At 41.5% G+C, this 17021-nt stretch carries 16 protein-coding genes; 10 read left to right on the plus strand and 6 right to left on the minus strand.

The window, feature by feature from the left end:
• The first annotated feature begins 68 nt into the window (after window positions 1-68).
• From ACFSVN_RS08310 to ACFSVN_RS08330, 5 genes are all read left to right on the plus strand, one after another.
• On the plus strand, window positions 69-194 hold the full coding sequence (locus ACFSVN_RS08310; RefSeq protein WP_390300920.1) for a hypothetical protein: 126 nt from the start codon (window positions 69-71) through the stop codon (window positions 192-194).
• Window positions 195-265: 71 nt separating this feature from the next.
• Window positions 266-751, plus strand: a complete 486-nt coding sequence (locus ACFSVN_RS08315; RefSeq protein WP_390300922.1) for a TspO/MBR family protein — start codon at window positions 266-268, stop codon at window positions 749-751.
• 18 nt (window positions 752-769) lie between these two features.
• A complete protein-coding gene (locus ACFSVN_RS08320) occupies window positions 770-1324 on the plus strand; it encodes a DUF427 domain-containing protein (RefSeq protein ID WP_390300924.1) in 555 nt (184 codons plus the stop codon).
• A gap of 95 nt (window positions 1325-1419) precedes the next feature.
• The gene (locus tag ACFSVN_RS08325; protein WP_390300926.1) at window positions 1420-3462 is read left to right on the plus strand and encodes a S9 family peptidase; all 2043 of its coding nucleotides are present in this window, start codon (window positions 1420-1422) and stop codon (window positions 3460-3462) included.
• A gap of 162 nt (window positions 3463-3624) precedes the next feature.
• Window positions 3625-5658, plus strand: coding sequence for a cation:proton antiporter domain-containing protein (locus ACFSVN_RS08330; protein ID WP_390300928.1), 2034 nt, complete (start codon window positions 3625-3627; stop codon window positions 5656-5658).
• Between the two features lie 57 nt (window positions 5659-5715).
• On the opposite strand, the gene ACFSVN_RS08335 is transcribed toward ACFSVN_RS08330, so the two are convergent.
• Window positions 5716-6093, minus strand: coding sequence for a DUF1761 domain-containing protein (locus ACFSVN_RS08335; RefSeq protein ID WP_390302321.1), 378 nt, complete (start codon window positions 6091-6093; stop codon window positions 5716-5718).
• 226 nt (window positions 6094-6319) lie between these two features.
• On the opposite strand from ACFSVN_RS08335, the gene deoC reads away from it, so the two are divergent.
• The 5 genes from deoC (at window position 6320) to ACFSVN_RS08360 (ending at window position 11446) form a co-directional block, all read left to right on the plus strand.
• Complete coding sequence (gene deoC / locus ACFSVN_RS08340) at window positions 6320-7219, plus strand: deoxyribose-phosphate aldolase (protein ID WP_390300930.1); 900 nt, start codon at window positions 6320-6322, stop codon at window positions 7217-7219.
• Window positions 7220-7261: 42 nt separating this feature from the next.
• Window positions 7262-8764, plus strand: a complete 1503-nt coding sequence (locus ACFSVN_RS08345; protein WP_390300932.1) for an aldehyde dehydrogenase family protein — start codon at window positions 7262-7264, stop codon at window positions 8762-8764.
• An 18-nt stretch (window positions 8765-8782) separates the two neighbouring features.
• Window positions 8783-9652, plus strand: coding sequence for an aldehyde dehydrogenase family protein (locus tag ACFSVN_RS08350; RefSeq protein WP_390300934.1), 870 nt, complete (start codon window positions 8783-8785; stop codon window positions 9650-9652).
• 9 nt (window positions 9653-9661) lie between these two features.
• A complete protein-coding gene (locus tag ACFSVN_RS08355; RefSeq protein WP_390300936.1) occupies window positions 9662-10195 on the plus strand; it encodes an SPOR domain-containing protein in 534 nt (177 codons plus the stop codon).
• Between the two features lie 177 nt (window positions 10196-10372).
• Window positions 10373-11446 carry a PP2C family protein-serine/threonine phosphatase gene (locus ACFSVN_RS08360; RefSeq protein ID WP_390300938.1) on the plus strand — a complete coding sequence of 358 codons (1074 nt, stop codon included), beginning with the start codon at window positions 10373-10375 and terminating at the stop codon, window positions 11444-11446.
• Between the two features lie 13 nt (window positions 11447-11459).
• On the opposite strand, the gene tkt is transcribed toward ACFSVN_RS08360, so the two are convergent.
• From tkt to ACFSVN_RS08385, 5 genes are all read right to left on the minus strand, one after another.
• Window positions 11460-13457, minus strand: coding sequence for a transketolase (gene tkt / locus ACFSVN_RS08365; RefSeq protein WP_390300940.1), 1998 nt, complete (start codon window positions 13455-13457; stop codon window positions 11460-11462).
• Window positions 13458-13605: 148 nt separating this feature from the next.
• On the minus strand, window positions 13606-14640 hold the full coding sequence (locus ACFSVN_RS08370) for a tetratricopeptide repeat protein (protein WP_390300942.1): 1035 nt from the start codon (window positions 14638-14640) through the stop codon (window positions 13606-13608).
• Window positions 14641-14770: 130 nt separating this feature from the next.
• A complete protein-coding gene (locus ACFSVN_RS08375) occupies window positions 14771-15472 on the minus strand; it encodes an LOG family protein (protein ID WP_390300944.1) in 702 nt (233 codons plus the stop codon).
• Window positions 15473-15479: 7 nt separating this feature from the next.
• Complete coding sequence (locus ACFSVN_RS08380; protein WP_390300946.1) at window positions 15480-16112, minus strand: DUF5683 domain-containing protein; 633 nt, start codon at window positions 16110-16112, stop codon at window positions 15480-15482.
• Window positions 16087-17016, minus strand: coding sequence for a ParB/RepB/Spo0J family partition protein (locus tag ACFSVN_RS08385; protein ID WP_390300948.1), 930 nt, complete (start codon window positions 17014-17016; stop codon window positions 16087-16089). Before ACFSVN_RS08385 ends, ACFSVN_RS08380 begins: the two co-directional genes overlap by 26 nt.
• Window positions 17017-17021 lie beyond the last annotated feature (5 nt).

Below are 17021 nucleotides of genomic sequence, written 5' to 3' on the forward strand. Positions count from 1 at the left end.
TAAGAAATGAGCTTTAAAAGTGTAACATTCTTGGAATAAAATGCTCTTGTACGTAAAAAAGAAAGACCATGATCACTGATCAAATCATAGAAGATTATCTCAATCAGGAATCCGATCACGCAGAGAAGATCCAAAAGCTTAAAATTGTACTGCTCTTTATTTCTTTCATAGGGCTTTTGGTATTCTCTCTTTAACACACTGTTAATTTATTAGGTATTAACAAACAGCATTCGATTTTACCCTTTCTTGTTGGTATTATGGAACAATGAATCTTTCTAACATTCCATATTGGGTAAAGATCACTATAGGTATTCTCATCTGTAATGGAGTTGGTTTACTGGCTAGCAGTGTCACTCTTGACGCCATTCCCGGTTGGTACGCTCAACTTAACAAACCATCTTTTAATCCTCCCAATTGGCTTTTTGGTCCTGTATGGACTGTCTTATATACCTTAATGGGAATTTCAGGAGCTGCAATTTGGGAAGCAGGAGCACATCGACCCGAGGTAAAAAAAGCCCTCAATCTCTTTGCTGTCCAATTAGGACTAAATGGCATCTGGTCCTACCTTTTCTTTGGATATCAAAATCCACTTTTTGCTTTTATAGAGATTCTTTGCCTTCTGATTGCTATAAGTGTTACAATTCTTCATTTTAAGAAAATAAAACCGTGGGCTGCGTGGTTGCTTCTGCCTTATCTGTTATGGGTCAGCTTTGCAGCAATACTGAATTTTTCCATATACTTACTTAACTAATGATAATGGATTCTATTGATGAATAATTCTTCGGCCAAAGGTAAATTAAATTCATCGGGGTGGGAATATTACGGGCAGAAAAGACCTGATTTTGCACACAAACCAAAAGAAGGACAAGAATCGGTATGGGATTATCCCCGTCCACCAAAATTGGTTACCGATGAAAGGGAAATTCTCATCATATTTGCCAATAAGATCATTGGGCGATCTATGAATGCGATCAGGTTGTTGGAAACAGCAAGCCCTCCAACTTTCTATCTCCCGAAAACTGATCTTAACATGGATTACCTTAAAAAGACGACCGGAGAATCCCGTTGTGAGTGGAAAGGCGATGCCATTTACTGGAATATTGAAGTTGATGGTGAAATCGCAGAACGGGCGGCCTGGTCTTACCCTCAACCCAAGTCCGAATTCTCCAAGATCAAAGGATATTTGTGCTTCTACCCTGCAAAGGCATTTTGCTACGTGAATGGAGAACATGTAAAACCACAACCCGGAGGTTTTTATGGCGGTTGGATCACCAAAGAAATTGTGGGACCGGTTAAGGGTGAATCAGACGAGACCTTTTTATAGATACATCGATGTATAGCTCTGTAACACTTATCAGAATTTATTAAACTTCACTTTTGAGTTTGTAACTAATCAACATCCCAACTTAATTCAGTTCCATGATGATCAAAAGATACTTTCTCCTCTTCATTGTTTTTGCTTTTGTTTCGAGCATTAATACTCACGCTCAGGTAGATGAATCCTATTTCAATTATATGGATCTATTTGACCTGCAAATGGTCGCTAACCCTGAAATCTCTCCCAATGGAAATACGATCATATACGAGCGTCATCAATATGATGTAATAACAGACCGCCGATTTGTAAACCTATGGTCCATCTCATTTTCCGGAGAAGAACATCGGCCGCTAACATCGGGTAAAACCGGATACGGAAGTGTTTCATGGTCCCCAAGCGGAGACCGTATAGCTTATACTTCTTCTGAAGAAGGTTCAAACCAGATCTTCATTCGTTGGATGGATACCGGTGTTTCCACTTCTATAACCAACTTAACGGAAAGCCCTGGAAACCTAAGCTGGTCTCCTGATGGAACTATGCTTCTATTTTCTAAATTTGTTCCTGGCTCTCCTTCTTCGATTAGACCTGATATGCCTGCACGGCCTGAGGGAGCTAAATGGGAAGAAAATGCAGAGGTGATCGATAAAGTAACGTATCGAAGAGATGGCGGAGGATACGTTAAAGATGGGTATACACATATATTTGTGATCTCTTCTGAAGGAGGTGCACCACGTCAGCTTACATCAGGTGACTACAATCACGGGTCTCCATACTGGACACCTGACGGAAATATCTTGTTTACTGCAGACCGTTCCGGAAATGCCGATCTCGATCCCAATAATGAACAGATCTATGAAATGGATATCGAAAGCGGGGAAATGACGCGGCTGACCAATAAAAGAGGTCCGCACAGCAGTCCCAAGGTTTCACCAAATGGGGAATTGATCGCTTATACCGGATATGAAGATGAGTTTCTTGGTTATCAGTTAACAAAGCTCTACATCATGGATCGTGACGGCTCAAATCTTCGAATGATCTCTGATGATGTGGAACAGGACATATCCTCAATTACATGGGCATCAAATAGCAGCTCTCTCTTTTTCCGCTATGATGAAGAAGGAAACAGTAAAGTAGGTAACATCAAACTTAACGGTGACTTTACCCAAATCGCCCAAAACCTTGGCGGTGCTTCAACAGGTCGCCCTTATGGAGGAGGTTCATATTCTGTAGCCAATAACGGCCGATTTGCTTATTCTGAAGTATCTGCAACCCGGCCAAGCGAATTAGCAGTTGGACATTTCCCCACCCGAATGGCTAATAAGAAATTAACCAACCTGAACGCAGAACTTTTCAAAGCTAAGAAAGTAGGTAATGTTGAAGAATTTTGGGTTGAATCGTCTGTAGATGATTTTAAAACTCAGGGTTGGATCATTACTCCTCCAGATTTTGATCCTAACAAAGAATACCCCATGATTCTGGAAATTCATGGTGGCCCACATACCAATTATGGTCCTCGATTCTCTCCGGAACTTCAATTCATGGCAAGTCGCGGATACGTGGTCGTTTATACTAACCCTCGTGGAAGTACAAGTTACGGAGCTGATTTTGCAGCATATATCAATAATAATTACCCGAGTGAAGATTACAACGATCTGATGGATGCAACAGATTATGTGATCGACCAGGGGTATATAGACGAAGATAATCTATTCATTACAGGAGGAAGTGGTGGTGGAGTTTTAACGGCCTGGAGTATCGGTATGACCGATCGCTTTGCCGCAGCTGTAGTGGCAAAACCTGTCATCAACTGGTATAGCTTTGTACTAACCGCTGATGGTATTTCTTTCTTCAGTAAATACTGGTTCACTGAAAAACCATGGGATGATCCTGAGCAATATATGGAGCGTTCTCCTATTTCTTTGATGGGTAATGTTACTACTCCAACCATGCTGCTTACAGGCCAACAGGATTACCGAACACCTATGAGTGAAACGGAGCAGTATTATTCTGCACTCAAACTCCAGGGTGTTGATGCAACTATGGTTCGTATTGCCGGTTCAGGCCACAGCATTTATGCCAAGCCAAGTAACCTGTTCCGAAAAGTAGGTTACATCACAGGTTGGTTTGATCGATATAAAAACTAGCCACTTAGTAAACAGATTCCAGCTCTTAGTTTTCTTGAATCATCTCACTGCATATCGAGATTGATCTGAAGCTGAGAGCTCTAATCTAAAACTAAGCTTCAATAACCGATGGGGATTCAATATCTTCCTGCAAATCAATTTCAAGTTTAAAATTTTCTTTCGATGGTATTTGCGGTAAGCCTCCCTTTTCTAAATGAGATCGTTGCACTGTTTCTCGTCAGCGTCCTTATTGCATACATTTGTTATCGCATTAAATTAGTTCCTATTGCAGGTTTTTTGATCGCAGGTGTGATTATCGGACCCAATGCTCTAGGTCTGGTTCAGGATATCGAATTGGTAGACATGCTCGCTGAGATCGGTATAATATTGCTTCTGTTTACCATTGGGATCGAATTCAGTTTAGAGAAACTCGCTCGTATCAAAAATGCTATCATTGTTGGTGGAGGGCTGCAAGTCTCCCTATCTGTAGCTGCAGTTGTTGGCATACTTATCTTTTTTGGCGTTGAATGGAAAGTAGCTGTCTATACCGGGTGCCTGGTTGCGCTGAGTTCTACTGCCATCATCCTTGGGTTGCTTAGCGAGCAAGGCAAAACTGATACGCCTACCGGCCGATTATCCCTTGCAGTTTTAATATTTCAGGATCTGGCTATTATCGCTATGGTACTCCTTATTCCTATCCTTTCAGGTGAAAGTGACTCAACTGCAGATGTATTTATTGTGCTCGGCAAAGCCGCTCTGCTCATCACCGTGGTAGTAGTACTTGCCCGTAAGGTCGTCCCCTGGATCCTTGAGAAAGTTGCTCAGACCCGAAGACAAGAGCTATTCATTTTAACCGTGATGGCCATATGCTTTGGAACCGCAGCCCTTACTAACCTTGCTGATGTAAGCTTGGCACTGGGTGCTTTTTTAGCCGGTTTGGTAGTTAGTGAAAGTCACTACAGTGATCATGCTTTGAGTGAGATCCTCCCACTAAAAACAATTTTCAATGCTGTATTCTTTGTTTCTGTGGGAATGCTTTTAGATCTGCAATTCGTGCTCGACTACCCCCTATTGTTACTGGGAGTTGCTGCCGGCGTTCTTGTTTTGAAATTCATATTAAGCTCCATCAGTTTGTTAGTACTTGGCTATCCCATAAGAATTGCGGCTGCTACCGGATTGGTGCTGGCTCAGATTGGTGAATTTTCATTTGTATTGGAGCGGGCTGGCCGTACAGCAGGCCTAACTCCGGGTGGTTTTGGTGAGATCGGATCTCAAACCTTTATTGCCGTTTCAGTTCTGCTCATGCTTCTAACCCCTCTTTTCTTGCACATAAGTCCACGTGTCGGAGAGCTACTTTCAAAAACACCTCTGAATAAGATTGGAGAAAAAAGGAAAGAATCAAAAACCCCGGAAGAGGAAATTGATCTTGAAGACCATGTAATACTTATTGGATATGGACCGGCGGGAAGAAATTTAGCTAAGGTTTTTACAGAAACCGGTATTCCATTCATCGTGATAGAAATGAATCCAAAGTCTGTTACTGAAATGCATGATGAAGGTATCAACGCCGTTTACGGTGATGCAGCCCGAACTCATATTCTGGAACATGCTCAGGTGTACAAGGCCAAACTTTGCGTCATCGCTATCAATGATCCTGATGTGAGTCCGCGTATCATTAAACTCGCAAAATATCTGAACCCCACTATACAGACCATTGTAAGAACCAGATACCTTGCTGAGGCTGATTTCCTTGAAGAGGCAGGTGCCGATACGGTTGTGCCGGAAGAAATGGAAACTACCGTTCGTTTATTCTCAAGTGTGTTGAATGCTTACATGATCCCGGAAGAAGAAATTCAGCAGCATATAAATGAATTGCGTGCTGAAGATTATCAGATAATGAGAGGAAGTATTCAAGAGGCACACCTCATGGTACTTCAGGGATTAGATGAAGAAGGATTACATACCCGGGCAGTATTGGTAAGAAACGGGTCTTTTGCAGCAGGAAAAACACTATCGGAACTCAAGCTAAGAAATACCTATGAGATCACCGTTCTAACCGTTAATCGAGGAGATAAGAATGTTGGAAATCCTGCCGGAGATTTTAAACTTGAACCGGGAGATCGACTGGTGATGGTTGGATTGGCTTCCCGCTTCGCAGATGCAGCTGAAATATTTCGCGAGGCAGAGGCGCCGGAAGAATTTGAAGATAACATTTAGCTCTGACTATGATCAAAAAGAGCCTGTTGACCTAAAAGGCTCTTTCCGACAATATCGTTACTTCCACCCCCCGATTATTAATCCCATCAAAGTGAAAACAACCGACCAAAAACCACCGTTAATAAAAATATATTTCCAGGATTTTTGCTCATACAGTGCATTCACTCCTATAGCCATTGCCACCCACCCAAAGCCGGTCAGGAATCCATAGAAAGCTCCCTCTTGTGCATTAACCTCACCGCCGAAGAACATAGCCAGGCAGTAAGCCATAATAAATTGAAACACGAAAGTGAATCCAAAGATCTTTCCCATATTTCCATTTTGAGCATCTTCTTCAGTCATCCCTACGGCTGCCATCCAGGGCTTCCCAAATAAAGGGCCATACCATACAAACCCGATTGCAAACCCTACTAATGAAGCGGCTATTACAGCCAGTTTATTGCTGCCATTTCCATACTTTTGTCCTCATATTTATGATTAGAACTTTCATTTGTACCATTGACGATTATCTATTAACCGATGAATCTCAATGAATTAACAAAAAAACCCTCTATCTCACAATAACCCCATAATAATTTCTTCCTAATTGAATGCAGAAACCCAAGCTTTTCCCTAAGATTTCTTACCTTCCTGAAAAGATCTTCAGAATCAATTTAACAACATGAAACACCCTGATTTTAATCAGACTATACCTATTGACGAGATTGGAGTTACAGAACGTGTGGCTCGTCTTAATTCCAGAAGTATTAAAAAAGGCTCCAAAGTGCAGGCATTGAAATTAGCCTTAAGTATGATCGACCATACTACGCTCGAAGGAAGTGATTCTCCCGGAAAAGTGATTCAGCTTTGTAAGAAAGCCCGTCAGCCTCACCCTGCCATACCCGACCTGCCAACGGTAGCTGCAGTTTGTGTATATCCCCGTATGGTCAGTGTTGCAAAGAAAGAATTAAAAGATACCGATATTAATGTGGCTAGTGTGGCTACGGCATTCCCAAGTGGCCAGGCTCCCCTGTCAATGAGACTGGAAGATACGAAGTTTGCTGTCTCAGAAGGGGCTGACGAAATTGATATGGTGATAAGCCGGGGAGCTTTTTTGAATGGTGAGTTCAATCTCGTATTTGATGAAATAGCTGCTGTGAAAGAAGCCTGTGGAGATGCTCACTTGAAAGTGATACTGGAAACCGGGGAACTTCACACCCTTGAGAATGTCCGTAAGGCAAGTGACCTTGCCATGCATGCCGGAGCTGATTTCATTAAGACCTCAACCGGAAAAGTTAGTCCAGCAGCAACTCAGCCCGTAACTTTAGTGATGTTGGAAGCCATTCGTGATTTCTATTATGAGACAGATAAAATGATCGGGATGAAACCGGCCGGTGGAATCAGAACTGCGAAACAAGCGATCCAGTATTTAGTTATAGTAAAAGAAACACTTGGTGCTGCATGGCTGAATAAAGATTATTTCCGTTTCGGAGCCAGTTCTCTTACAAATGATCTTCTCATGCAGATCGTAAAACAAGAAACAGGGCATTACCAGTCTCTCGATTACTTTAGTAATGATTGATTCATACCCTCAAAAAGAACTTTTGAACTTAGACCAATAATCATGTCCAACACTGAAACCAAAGAAGCCCCTTACAAACCTACTTCACCCAACTCAAAGTTGGACTTTGAGTCTGTCTGGGAATATGCCCCCGCTCCTCAAGATTCTGATTTTGCAGAAATAAAAGAACGCTACGAATTATTCATTGGCGGTAAATTCGTGAAACCCTCCAAAGGCCGTTATTTCAAGAGTACGAACCCTGCGACCGAAGAAGAGATCACTGAATTTGCGGAAGCTACTCAAAAGGACATCGATAAAGCCGTAAAAGCTGCACGAAAGGCTTATGAGGGGGAATGGTCGCGTATTTCAGCTAAAGAGCGTGGTAAGTATATTTACCGAATTGCACGTATGCTGCAGGAACGTGCTCGAGAGTTTGCTGTTCTGGAAAGCATGGATGGCGGGAAACCCATCCGCGAATCCCGTGATGTGGATATCCCTTTAGTTGCCGCCTATTTCTTTTACTACGCAGGATGGGCAGATAAACTTGAGTATGCATTCCCCGGTAAAAAACCGGAGCCATACGGGGTATGTGGTCAAATCATTCCCTGGAACTTCCCATTGCTGATGCTCGCATGGAAAATAGCTCCTGCGCTCGCCACAGGAAATACCGTTGTTCTGAAACCCGCTGAAACAACGTCCCTTACCGCCCTTAAATTTGCCGAATTGGTGAAAGACTGCGGGCTCCCGGAAGGAGTCGTTAACATTGTAACCGGTGCTGGACAAACCGGAGCAGAGATCGTAAATCATAAGGATATTGATAAGATCGCGTTTACAGGTTCAACCAACGTTGGAAAGATCATTCAGAAATCTCTGGCAGGAACCGACAAGAAATACACTCTGGAACTTGGAGGAAAAGGTGCTTTAGTGATCTTTGAAGATGCCCCTATCGATCAGGCAGTAGAAGGTATTATTAACGCAATTTATTTCAATCAGGGACACGTTTGCTGTGCCGGCTCCAGATTGTTAGTGCAAGAAGGTGTAGCTGATAAAGTGATTCGGAAACTTAAAGACAGGCTTGAAACCCTGATCGTAGGCGATCCTTTGGATAAAAATACCGACGTCGGAGCAATTAACTCCAAGGAGCAGTTTGAAACTGTAAACAAGTATCTGGAATTAGGAGTCGAAGAAGGTGCCGATATCTATCAGGCCAAATGCGAAATTCCGGAAAACGGATATTTCATACGTCCCACCCTTTTCACCAATGTATCTCAATCAAACCGTGTAGTTCAGGAAGAAATTTTCGGTCCGGTGCTTACTGTTCAAACCTTCCGCACTGCCGATGAAGGCATTGAAAAAGCAAATAACACTCCTTATGGATTGGCTAACGGTATATGGACCGATAAAGGCTCTAAGATCTTCAAGGTGGGCAGCAAGATGCGCTCCGGCGTAGTATGGGCAAATACCTATAATAAATTTGACCCTACCTCTCCTTTTGGCGGCTACAAAGAAAGCGGCGTTGGCAGAGAAGGCGGCATGCACGGACTGGCAGCATACATCAAAAACTAATTATAAAGGACACCGATCATGGCAGAACAAAGAATTGACGTAAAGAAAACCTATAAAATGTATATCGGGGGAGATTTCCCCCGCAGTGAATCCGGCCGCACCTATAAAGCAGTTGACAGTGATGGAAACCTGCTGGCCAATGCATGTCAGGGATCCAGAAAAGACTTTCGGGATGCTGTTAAAATAGCACGCGGAGCCTTCGGTGGATGGAGTAGCAGAAGTGCTTACAATCGTGGACAGATTCTTTATCGTATCGCCGAAATGATGGAAGACCGTCGTGCTCAATTTATGCAGGAATTAGGCCCAATAGGTTTTAAAACCTCAGAAGCCGAAGCTGATATCAATACAGCCATTGACCGCTTGATCTACTATGCGGGATGGACCGACAAATACCAGCAGGTATTTGGAAGTATCAATCCAGTGGCAAGCTCACATTTTAACTTTAGTATGCTGGAACCGACCGGTGTGGTTGCAGCTTTTGCCCCTGAAAAAAGCCCTTTGCTTGGACTAGTATCCTTGATAGCCCCAATAATAGCGGGGGGAAATACTTGCGTGATCTTAGCTTCTGAAGAATTTCCACTGCCTTCCATTAGTTTTGCAGAAGTTTTAAACTCTTCAGATGTTCCTGGAGGTGTAGTTAATATTCTAACAGGTTATCGTGAAGAAATAGCGGAACATTTTAGTACACATATGGATGTAAATGCCATGTGTTATACTGATGAACTCCCAAAAGAAATGAAGAAAATGATAGATGAGAATGCTTCACTTAACGTAAAAAGAGTTATAAAACGACCGGTCAGAGATTGGTATAGTGAAGAAGCTCAAACACCCTATTTTGTAACTGATTTTCAGGAAACTAAAACTACCTGGCACCCCGTTGGATACTAAATGCATACAATGAGATACCTACCCATATTTTTATTACTAGTGATAGCTGTGGCCTGTTCAACAACACAGCAAACCGTTGAAGAAGCTATGGACGATATCAAAGAAAACTACACTGAAGAAGTAACAACTTCAGGCATAGACCTGCAATCTTACAGAACCCAGCTTTCTGACTCATATAATTACCGTGAGAATGAAATTCCTGAAGCTTTCAACCGAATGAAAGTTGAACAGAAAGTTGAAAAAGATCTTTATGAGGGGTATCGGATTCAAATATACTCAGGTCAAGACGTAACCGGTGCGGATACTACCGCAGCAAACTTCAGAGCCTGGGCTGATACAACTATTGCTAATTATCAACCAGAAACTTATGTCTTTTTCAGAGCTCCTTATTACAGGGTACATGTTGGTGATTTTCACGAGCGTGAAAAAGCAATTCAATTCTCAAACATCGTTAAACGTTTTTTCAGAGATGCCTGGGTTGTCTATGATCGGGTTATACCTCAAAACGTCCCCTCCGATACTACTCAAATTCAAATGAAATAAGGAATTGTATTTCGGTGGAGCTTTCTTCGCAACCAATCTGAATAAAACAAAACTTTTTGTTTATTATTACGAAGAAGCATAAAACATAAATTTAGATCACGTACTTCATTGGGTTTAAAAAACGAAGCGCAATCCGGTTACAACACTAAAAGATTCTATCAAGAATATGTTTCCGGCATGAGCCGTGAACGCTTTTCTAAAGAGCTTTCCGCAGATACAGAGCGGCTTAAATTAGTTTATAAAGAAGCCGTAGAAGATATTGAGCGGCAACAGGGACAGCAACTTCCCGGACATGTTAAGTTTCTTCGCCTTTTTTCAGATCTTACCCAGAGGTTAAACCCAACCAGACGCTTAATTTTTGGGCTTGGCTCTGTGAGCTTTGTGGCTTATTACCTGCTCAACTTTTTTGGAATACTTGAATATTTCCTGATCGGTGACCTCCTATTGCCCTTTGGTTTTTTATCCATGTTTATGCTTTTGCTGATCGAGCTGCTGGAAAAGTCTGATGTTCAAAAAGAGATCGATCTTGCCCGTGAAATTCAGTTGAGTTTACTTCCCGGCACTTCCCTTAATAAAGAGAATCTTGAGGTCTATTCCTTTGCCCACACAGCCAAAGAAGTGGGCGGAGATTATCTTGATGTAATCGAAACTGACAAAGGAACGTATGTTGTTATAGCAGATGTATCCGGTAAAGGACTTAGTGCTGCATTATATATGGTTCGCCTTCAGGCATTGGTAAGCATGATCATTGAAAAGGAAGAACCGAATCCAAAAGAGCTTTTCCTTCAGCTGAATAACTACATCAAAAGCAACAGTAAAGACAAAACCTTTGTCACGGGTTGTGTTGCTTTCTTCCCGAATGATGAAGAACACTTTGAGTATATCCGGGCCGGGCATAATATTCCTATTTATTACTACAAAGAAAGAGATACTACATTTAAACTTAAATCCAACGGTTTTGCATTAGGCATGACCTCTACCAAATTGCTTGATAAGAACATGGAAGTGAAGAAGTTTCATTTCAAGCCCGGCGATTCGGTCTTATTTTATACCGATGGTTTAAATGAAGCCCGTAATAACCGTGGTGAAGAATATGGTGAAGAACGTATAGAATCACTCATGGAGATCTATGGTTCACTTCACGCCAAAACGATCATTGGTAAGCTTCAGTCTTCTCTTGAATCTTTTATCGGCTCAGTGGACCCATTGGACGATGTTACATTTACATGTATCCACCGCCCATCAAAATAGTTCATTGGTCTGTTTACTTACTCAGTGCAGCTTTTACAACAGCTTCAGTTGTGATACCGAAGTGATCATACAACTCTTCATAAGGAGCAGACTCTCCAAAAGTGTTCAACCCAATTGCAGTACCACTTGCTCCCACATAACGTTCCCAGCCAAAGGTGGCAGCGGCTTCAATGGAAACTCTATTCGTTACCGCTTTAGGCAACACATTCTCTTTGTAAGCAGCGTCTTGCTTCTCAAACAGCTCCCAGCTTGGCATACTTACCACACGGGCATCTACGCCTTGATCAGCAAGCTTCTTCTTAGCTTCGATAGCGTATTGGAGTTCAGACCCGGTCCCTAAAAATATTGTATCGGGGATTTCTTTATTGGAGTCCGAAAATATGTATCCACCTTTTTGTACCAGGCTCGCAGGATTTTCTTCCGATCTGATCTGAGTAGGCAAGTTCTGACGTGTGAGCACCAACAAGGTTGGACCTGTAGTATTTTCAAGCGCAGACTTCCAGGCATACGATGTTTCGTTGGCATCACCGGGGCGTAAAACAGTTACATTTGGCATTGCTCTTAAGCTTGCAAGATGCTCTACTGGCTGATGGGTAGGTCCGTCTTCTCCCAAGCCAATACTGTCGTGCGTAAGAACAAAAATAGACGGCACTTTCATAAGAGCAGCCAAGCGAATAGCCGGTCGCATGTAATCGGTAAAAACAAAGAAAGTTGCTCCATACGGAATCATTCCGCCATGCAAAGCCATTCCATTTACAGCCGCTCCCATCCCATGTTCACGAACTCCAAAGTGAACCGTTCGTCCAGTCGGTGAATCAACTACATAAGATCCATAGTCTTCAATATCAGTTTTTGTGCTCCCTCCCAGATCAGCTGAGCCTCCAAATAAATTAGGTACCTCATCCTTAATGGCGTTGATCACTTTTCCTGATGCCGCACGGCTGGCCATACCTTTTTCATTTGCTTCAAATATGGGAAGATGCTTTTCCAGTTCAGGGGATAATGCTCGGTTTCTCCATTTATTGAAGACGCTTGCTTCTTCACTGAATGAGCTTTCATATTTTGCTAATCTGCTATTCCAATCTTCCTCTGCCTTTTCCCCATTAGAAACAGCTTCCCTGAACTTATTAAGTGCTTCTTCCGGGATATGAAATTTTTTCTCCGGATCCCATCCATAAGCTTCTTTAGTTAATTTAATTTCACTTTCTCCCAAGGGAGAACCATGAGAAGACTCACTGTCTTGTTTGTTCGGGCTTCCAAAACCAATATGTGTTTTGCATATAATGATGGATGGTTTGTCAGTAACAGACTGAGCTTCCTTAATTGCATCGTTGATCTGATCATGATCGTGACCGTCAATTTCAACTACATACCAGTTATAGGATTCAAATCTTTTGACTGCATCTTCTGTGAAAGCCAGGTCGGTAGAACCTTCAATGGATATCCGGTTTGAATCATATAAATAGATCAATTTCCCTAAGCCCATATGTCCCGCCATAGATGCAGATTCATGGGAAATTCCTTCCATCAGATCACCATCACTTACAATAGCATAAGTGTAATGATCAACAATATTATGCCCTTCCTTATTGAATTTGGCAGATAAAAAATGCTCTGCCATAGCCATTCCAACCCCGGTTCCAAATCCTTGTCCTAATGGGCCGGTTGTAGTTTCTACACCAGGAGTCATGCCATATTCGGGATGCCCGGGAGTCTTGCTTCCCATCTGACGAAAATTTTTAATCTCATCAAGACTCAGATCATAACCGGTTAAATGCAATAGGCTGTAGATCAGCATGGATCCATGACCGGCAGAAAGAATAAATCTATCTCTGTCAAACCAATCAGGGTTCTTGGGGTTATGTTTCAAAAACTTGGTCCAAAGCACATAAGCTACATCAGCCATTCCCATTGGCATACCAGGATGACCTGAATTTGCTTTTTGAACGGCATCTATAGACAAAGTTCTGATAGTATTTACACAGAGATTATCAAGATTGGAAGCAGGCATAAAAAATATTGAATTAAAATTATGATTAATGACTGAAGGTTGGCAAAGATACCAAAAGCCAGTTTTGGATAAAAAGGATTAAAAAATAATTCCATAAAAAAAGCCACGCTCAAAAGAACGTGGCTTTAAAGTCACTTAAAGCAAAATTTTAGTTTGCTGTTGAGTCGCATTTCAACTCAAACTCCATTTTATGCTCTGCCGGAGATCGGAAAGATCCATAAAGCGCATTTGAGAAAGCATCACAGGCTTCAGATTTATTATTCAGAGTTTGATAGGCATATCCAAGCTCATAATAGATCTTAGCTCTGTCAGTTCTACCGCCATTCTCATATTCAAGACCTTGAGTTGCGGCATCAACAGCTTCCTGAGCATTTCCTGCTTTATTATGGGCCTCAGCAATTCGGTAATATACATTTGAAGATTGTCCGTCATAATCCAATGCTTTATTCAAAGTCTCAAGAGCATAATCCAGATTATCATCTTCTGAAGCTCGGGTGCCAACAGCTAATAGTTCATCATGAGCTGCTTCACGTGCTCTATCTGCTATATCGGGTTTATTTGTTGCGCCAGCAACTTGAATTGCCCGATCATACCATTCGATCATTTGATCAACACCCTCATCAATGATTCCGTCACCATCAGTATCATTCACTTTTTTAAAGATCTTGGCTTTTTGATAGTACGCAGCTGCATAATTTGAATTCAAATTGAGAGCTTCATCAACCGCTTCTTCTGATGCTTCAAAATCTTCTTGACTATAGTAAAGAACTGATTTACTGTAATACAGCTGAGGAATAGCCCCTCTCGCAGTACTTACATAGCGGTCATCATTATATTCTTCACTGATCTCTACAACATCACTAAACGCAGATATTGCTCTGTCAAGTGACGCTATGTCTCGGTTTGATTGGAATTCCTGATAAGCAGCTCTTGCCATACCATAGTACATTTTTGGTATTTGAGACTCTGCATTCCCTTTAATGTCTTCACCTTCAGGGCCTAATTGCTCTGCTACTGAAATAACCTGAGTAAATGTTGAAATGGCAGCTTCATAATCGTTTGATTGAGCTTGTTCCAAACCTTGATTATAAAGTTGCACAGCCTGAGTTCTATCCTGAGCCTGCACTTGAAATGCCATAAGAACTAATAAAGCGGCACATAAACTTGTTTTTAAAACCTTCATATCTTTTTTTGTTTTGATCGTTAGTTGCAGCGCCGAATTTAATAAAAAATGACACTGAAATTAAAATTATAACTGCCTTTTTAATGAAATAGTATGTTTTTAACCTATGAAAGCGCTTTCATGTTCCGAATTAAAAGTGAAAGTTAGGCATCGGTTCCTTCTTACTGTAAAAATCACAAATAATTTTTACGGCTTCATCGGTAGAGTCCGTTACCTGAAACAGGTCACTATCTTTGTCAGAGATTGTCCCCCATTCTTTCATCGTGTTATTCATCCAATCTATCAAACCTTCCCAATATTCGCTTCCGAATAAAATGATAGGAATTTGATCGATCTTTCTGGTTTGAATAAGGGTCAAGCTTTCAAATAATTCATCTAAAGTACCAAACCCTCCTGGAAAAACAACGAAGCCTTGTGCATATTTTACGAACATAACTTTTCGCACAAAGAAATAATTGAAATTTATGGAAAAATCAGGGTCTACATGCTGATTTATCCCTTGTTCGAACGGCAAGCTGATTCCCAGTCCCACGGATTTTCCTTTGGCTTGCTCAGCTCCTTTATTTCCAGCTTCCATAATTCCGGGACCACCGCCTGTGATCACCCCAAATCCTTTCTTTGTGATCTTTTCAGCTGTCTCAACTGCTAATTTATAATACTCGTTATCAGGTTTAGTTCGTGCAGATCCGAAAATGGAAATACATGGGCCTATTTGAAATAGTTTGTCATAACCTTCAACAAATTCACCCATTACCTTGAATACGCTCCATATATCACGATCAAAGCCACTGTGCTTATTATTTTTTTGAAATTCTCTTTGTTCGTTATTCATAATTTTTTTAAAAATTTATAGAAAGTGATATTGACGGACTCGGTGAACTCTTTCTAGCTGCAATAATCACCGGCTTCATCTGTATGTTCATAGACAGATCATCGGATACATCAAAAGATCTTAGGTGAGCAAACACATAGGCATCAATAGCATTTAGTGCATATGAAAGACCTATAAAAACAAAAACCAAGTCTCTTCTATTTCGGAAATTGTTCCTTGTTTGTCTTAATGCTTCGAGGTTTGCGTCCTCAGAAATATATCCGGGGGTAGGCCCAAACTTGTTATCATCGGGGGATTGGGGATTCAGGTTATAATATGCAGCCCGGTAATCTCCATAACGTTTATTCAAATGAATGCTGTAGTAAGTCAACCCACCTATAACACCATACACAATAGGCACCTTCCAGATCTGATTGTTTGTAACCTGTCCCCATCCGGGTAAAATTAAAGACTGACGAAGTACTTTTTTAGGATCAGGAAACTCCGTTTGCAAAGAATCTGAAATTTCAAAGGCGGGCTTGAATTGGTAATTGACAGGAACAAAACTCTTTGATGAGGAAAAGCTTTGAGCGGAACCATTAGCGGTCATCAACACTCCAAACAAAAGTGTAATGCTAATCGATCGAATCAAAAATTGCAAGTATGCGTTCAAGATCATCTTCAGAGTAATATTCAATCTTTATTTCTCCGCCTTCCTTTTTTGGGTTGATATTTACCTTAGTACTAAATGTACGTCGTAAACGCGCAGAAATTTCCTTATAAAACGGATCTAGTTCTTCCTTATTAGTTGAAGCTGTCTTTTTCTTAGTTCTGGACGGTTTTGAAACATCACGAACAGCCTCTTCAATTTGGCGAACAGACATACCGCTATCAATAACCTTATCTAATATCTTCTTTTGAACATCTTCATCTTCAATGGTTATAAGTGCCCTGGCATGGCCCATCGAAATTTGGTTTGCCTTTAACGCCGACTGAATAAAATCAGGGAGATTCAGCAACCGCAACATATTAGTTACTGTAGTCCTGTTTTTACCAACACGTTTGGCAACTTCAGCCTGAGTATAATCAAACTCTTCAAGTAATCTCTTATACCCCAAAGCCACTTCCAGCGGATTCAATTCTTCCCTCTGAATATTCTCTATCAGAGCAAAAGCCATACTTTGTTCATCATCTGCTTCACGAATAAAAGCCGGAATCTCCTTTAAGCCGGCTAATTTAGCAGCTTTCAGCCTTCGCTCACCACTTATTAGCTCAAATCGCTTCTCCCCTATATACCGAACAGTGATAGGCTGTATCAAGCCATGCTCTTTTATGGAATCAGCAAGTTCATCCAGACGTTCTTCATCAAACTCTTTGCGGGGCTGATGCGGATTTTTACGGATATGATCTACTGGAACAAAAAGAACAATGTTTACCCGGTCCTCCGGCTTAATGATACTCTTCTGAACACCTTCCTTCTTGGGCTCTTCGCCTGCTTTACCTTCATCTTGGTATTCAGGAAAAAAAGCTCCTAAACCGCGCCCTAATACTTTTTTGGTAGCCATAATAA

Origin of the sequence: Gracilimonas halophila (assembly GCF_042684365.1) — a bacterium.
Taxonomy (GTDB): domain Bacteria; phylum Bacteroidota; class Rhodothermia; order Balneolales; family Balneolaceae; genus Gracilimonas; species Gracilimonas halophila.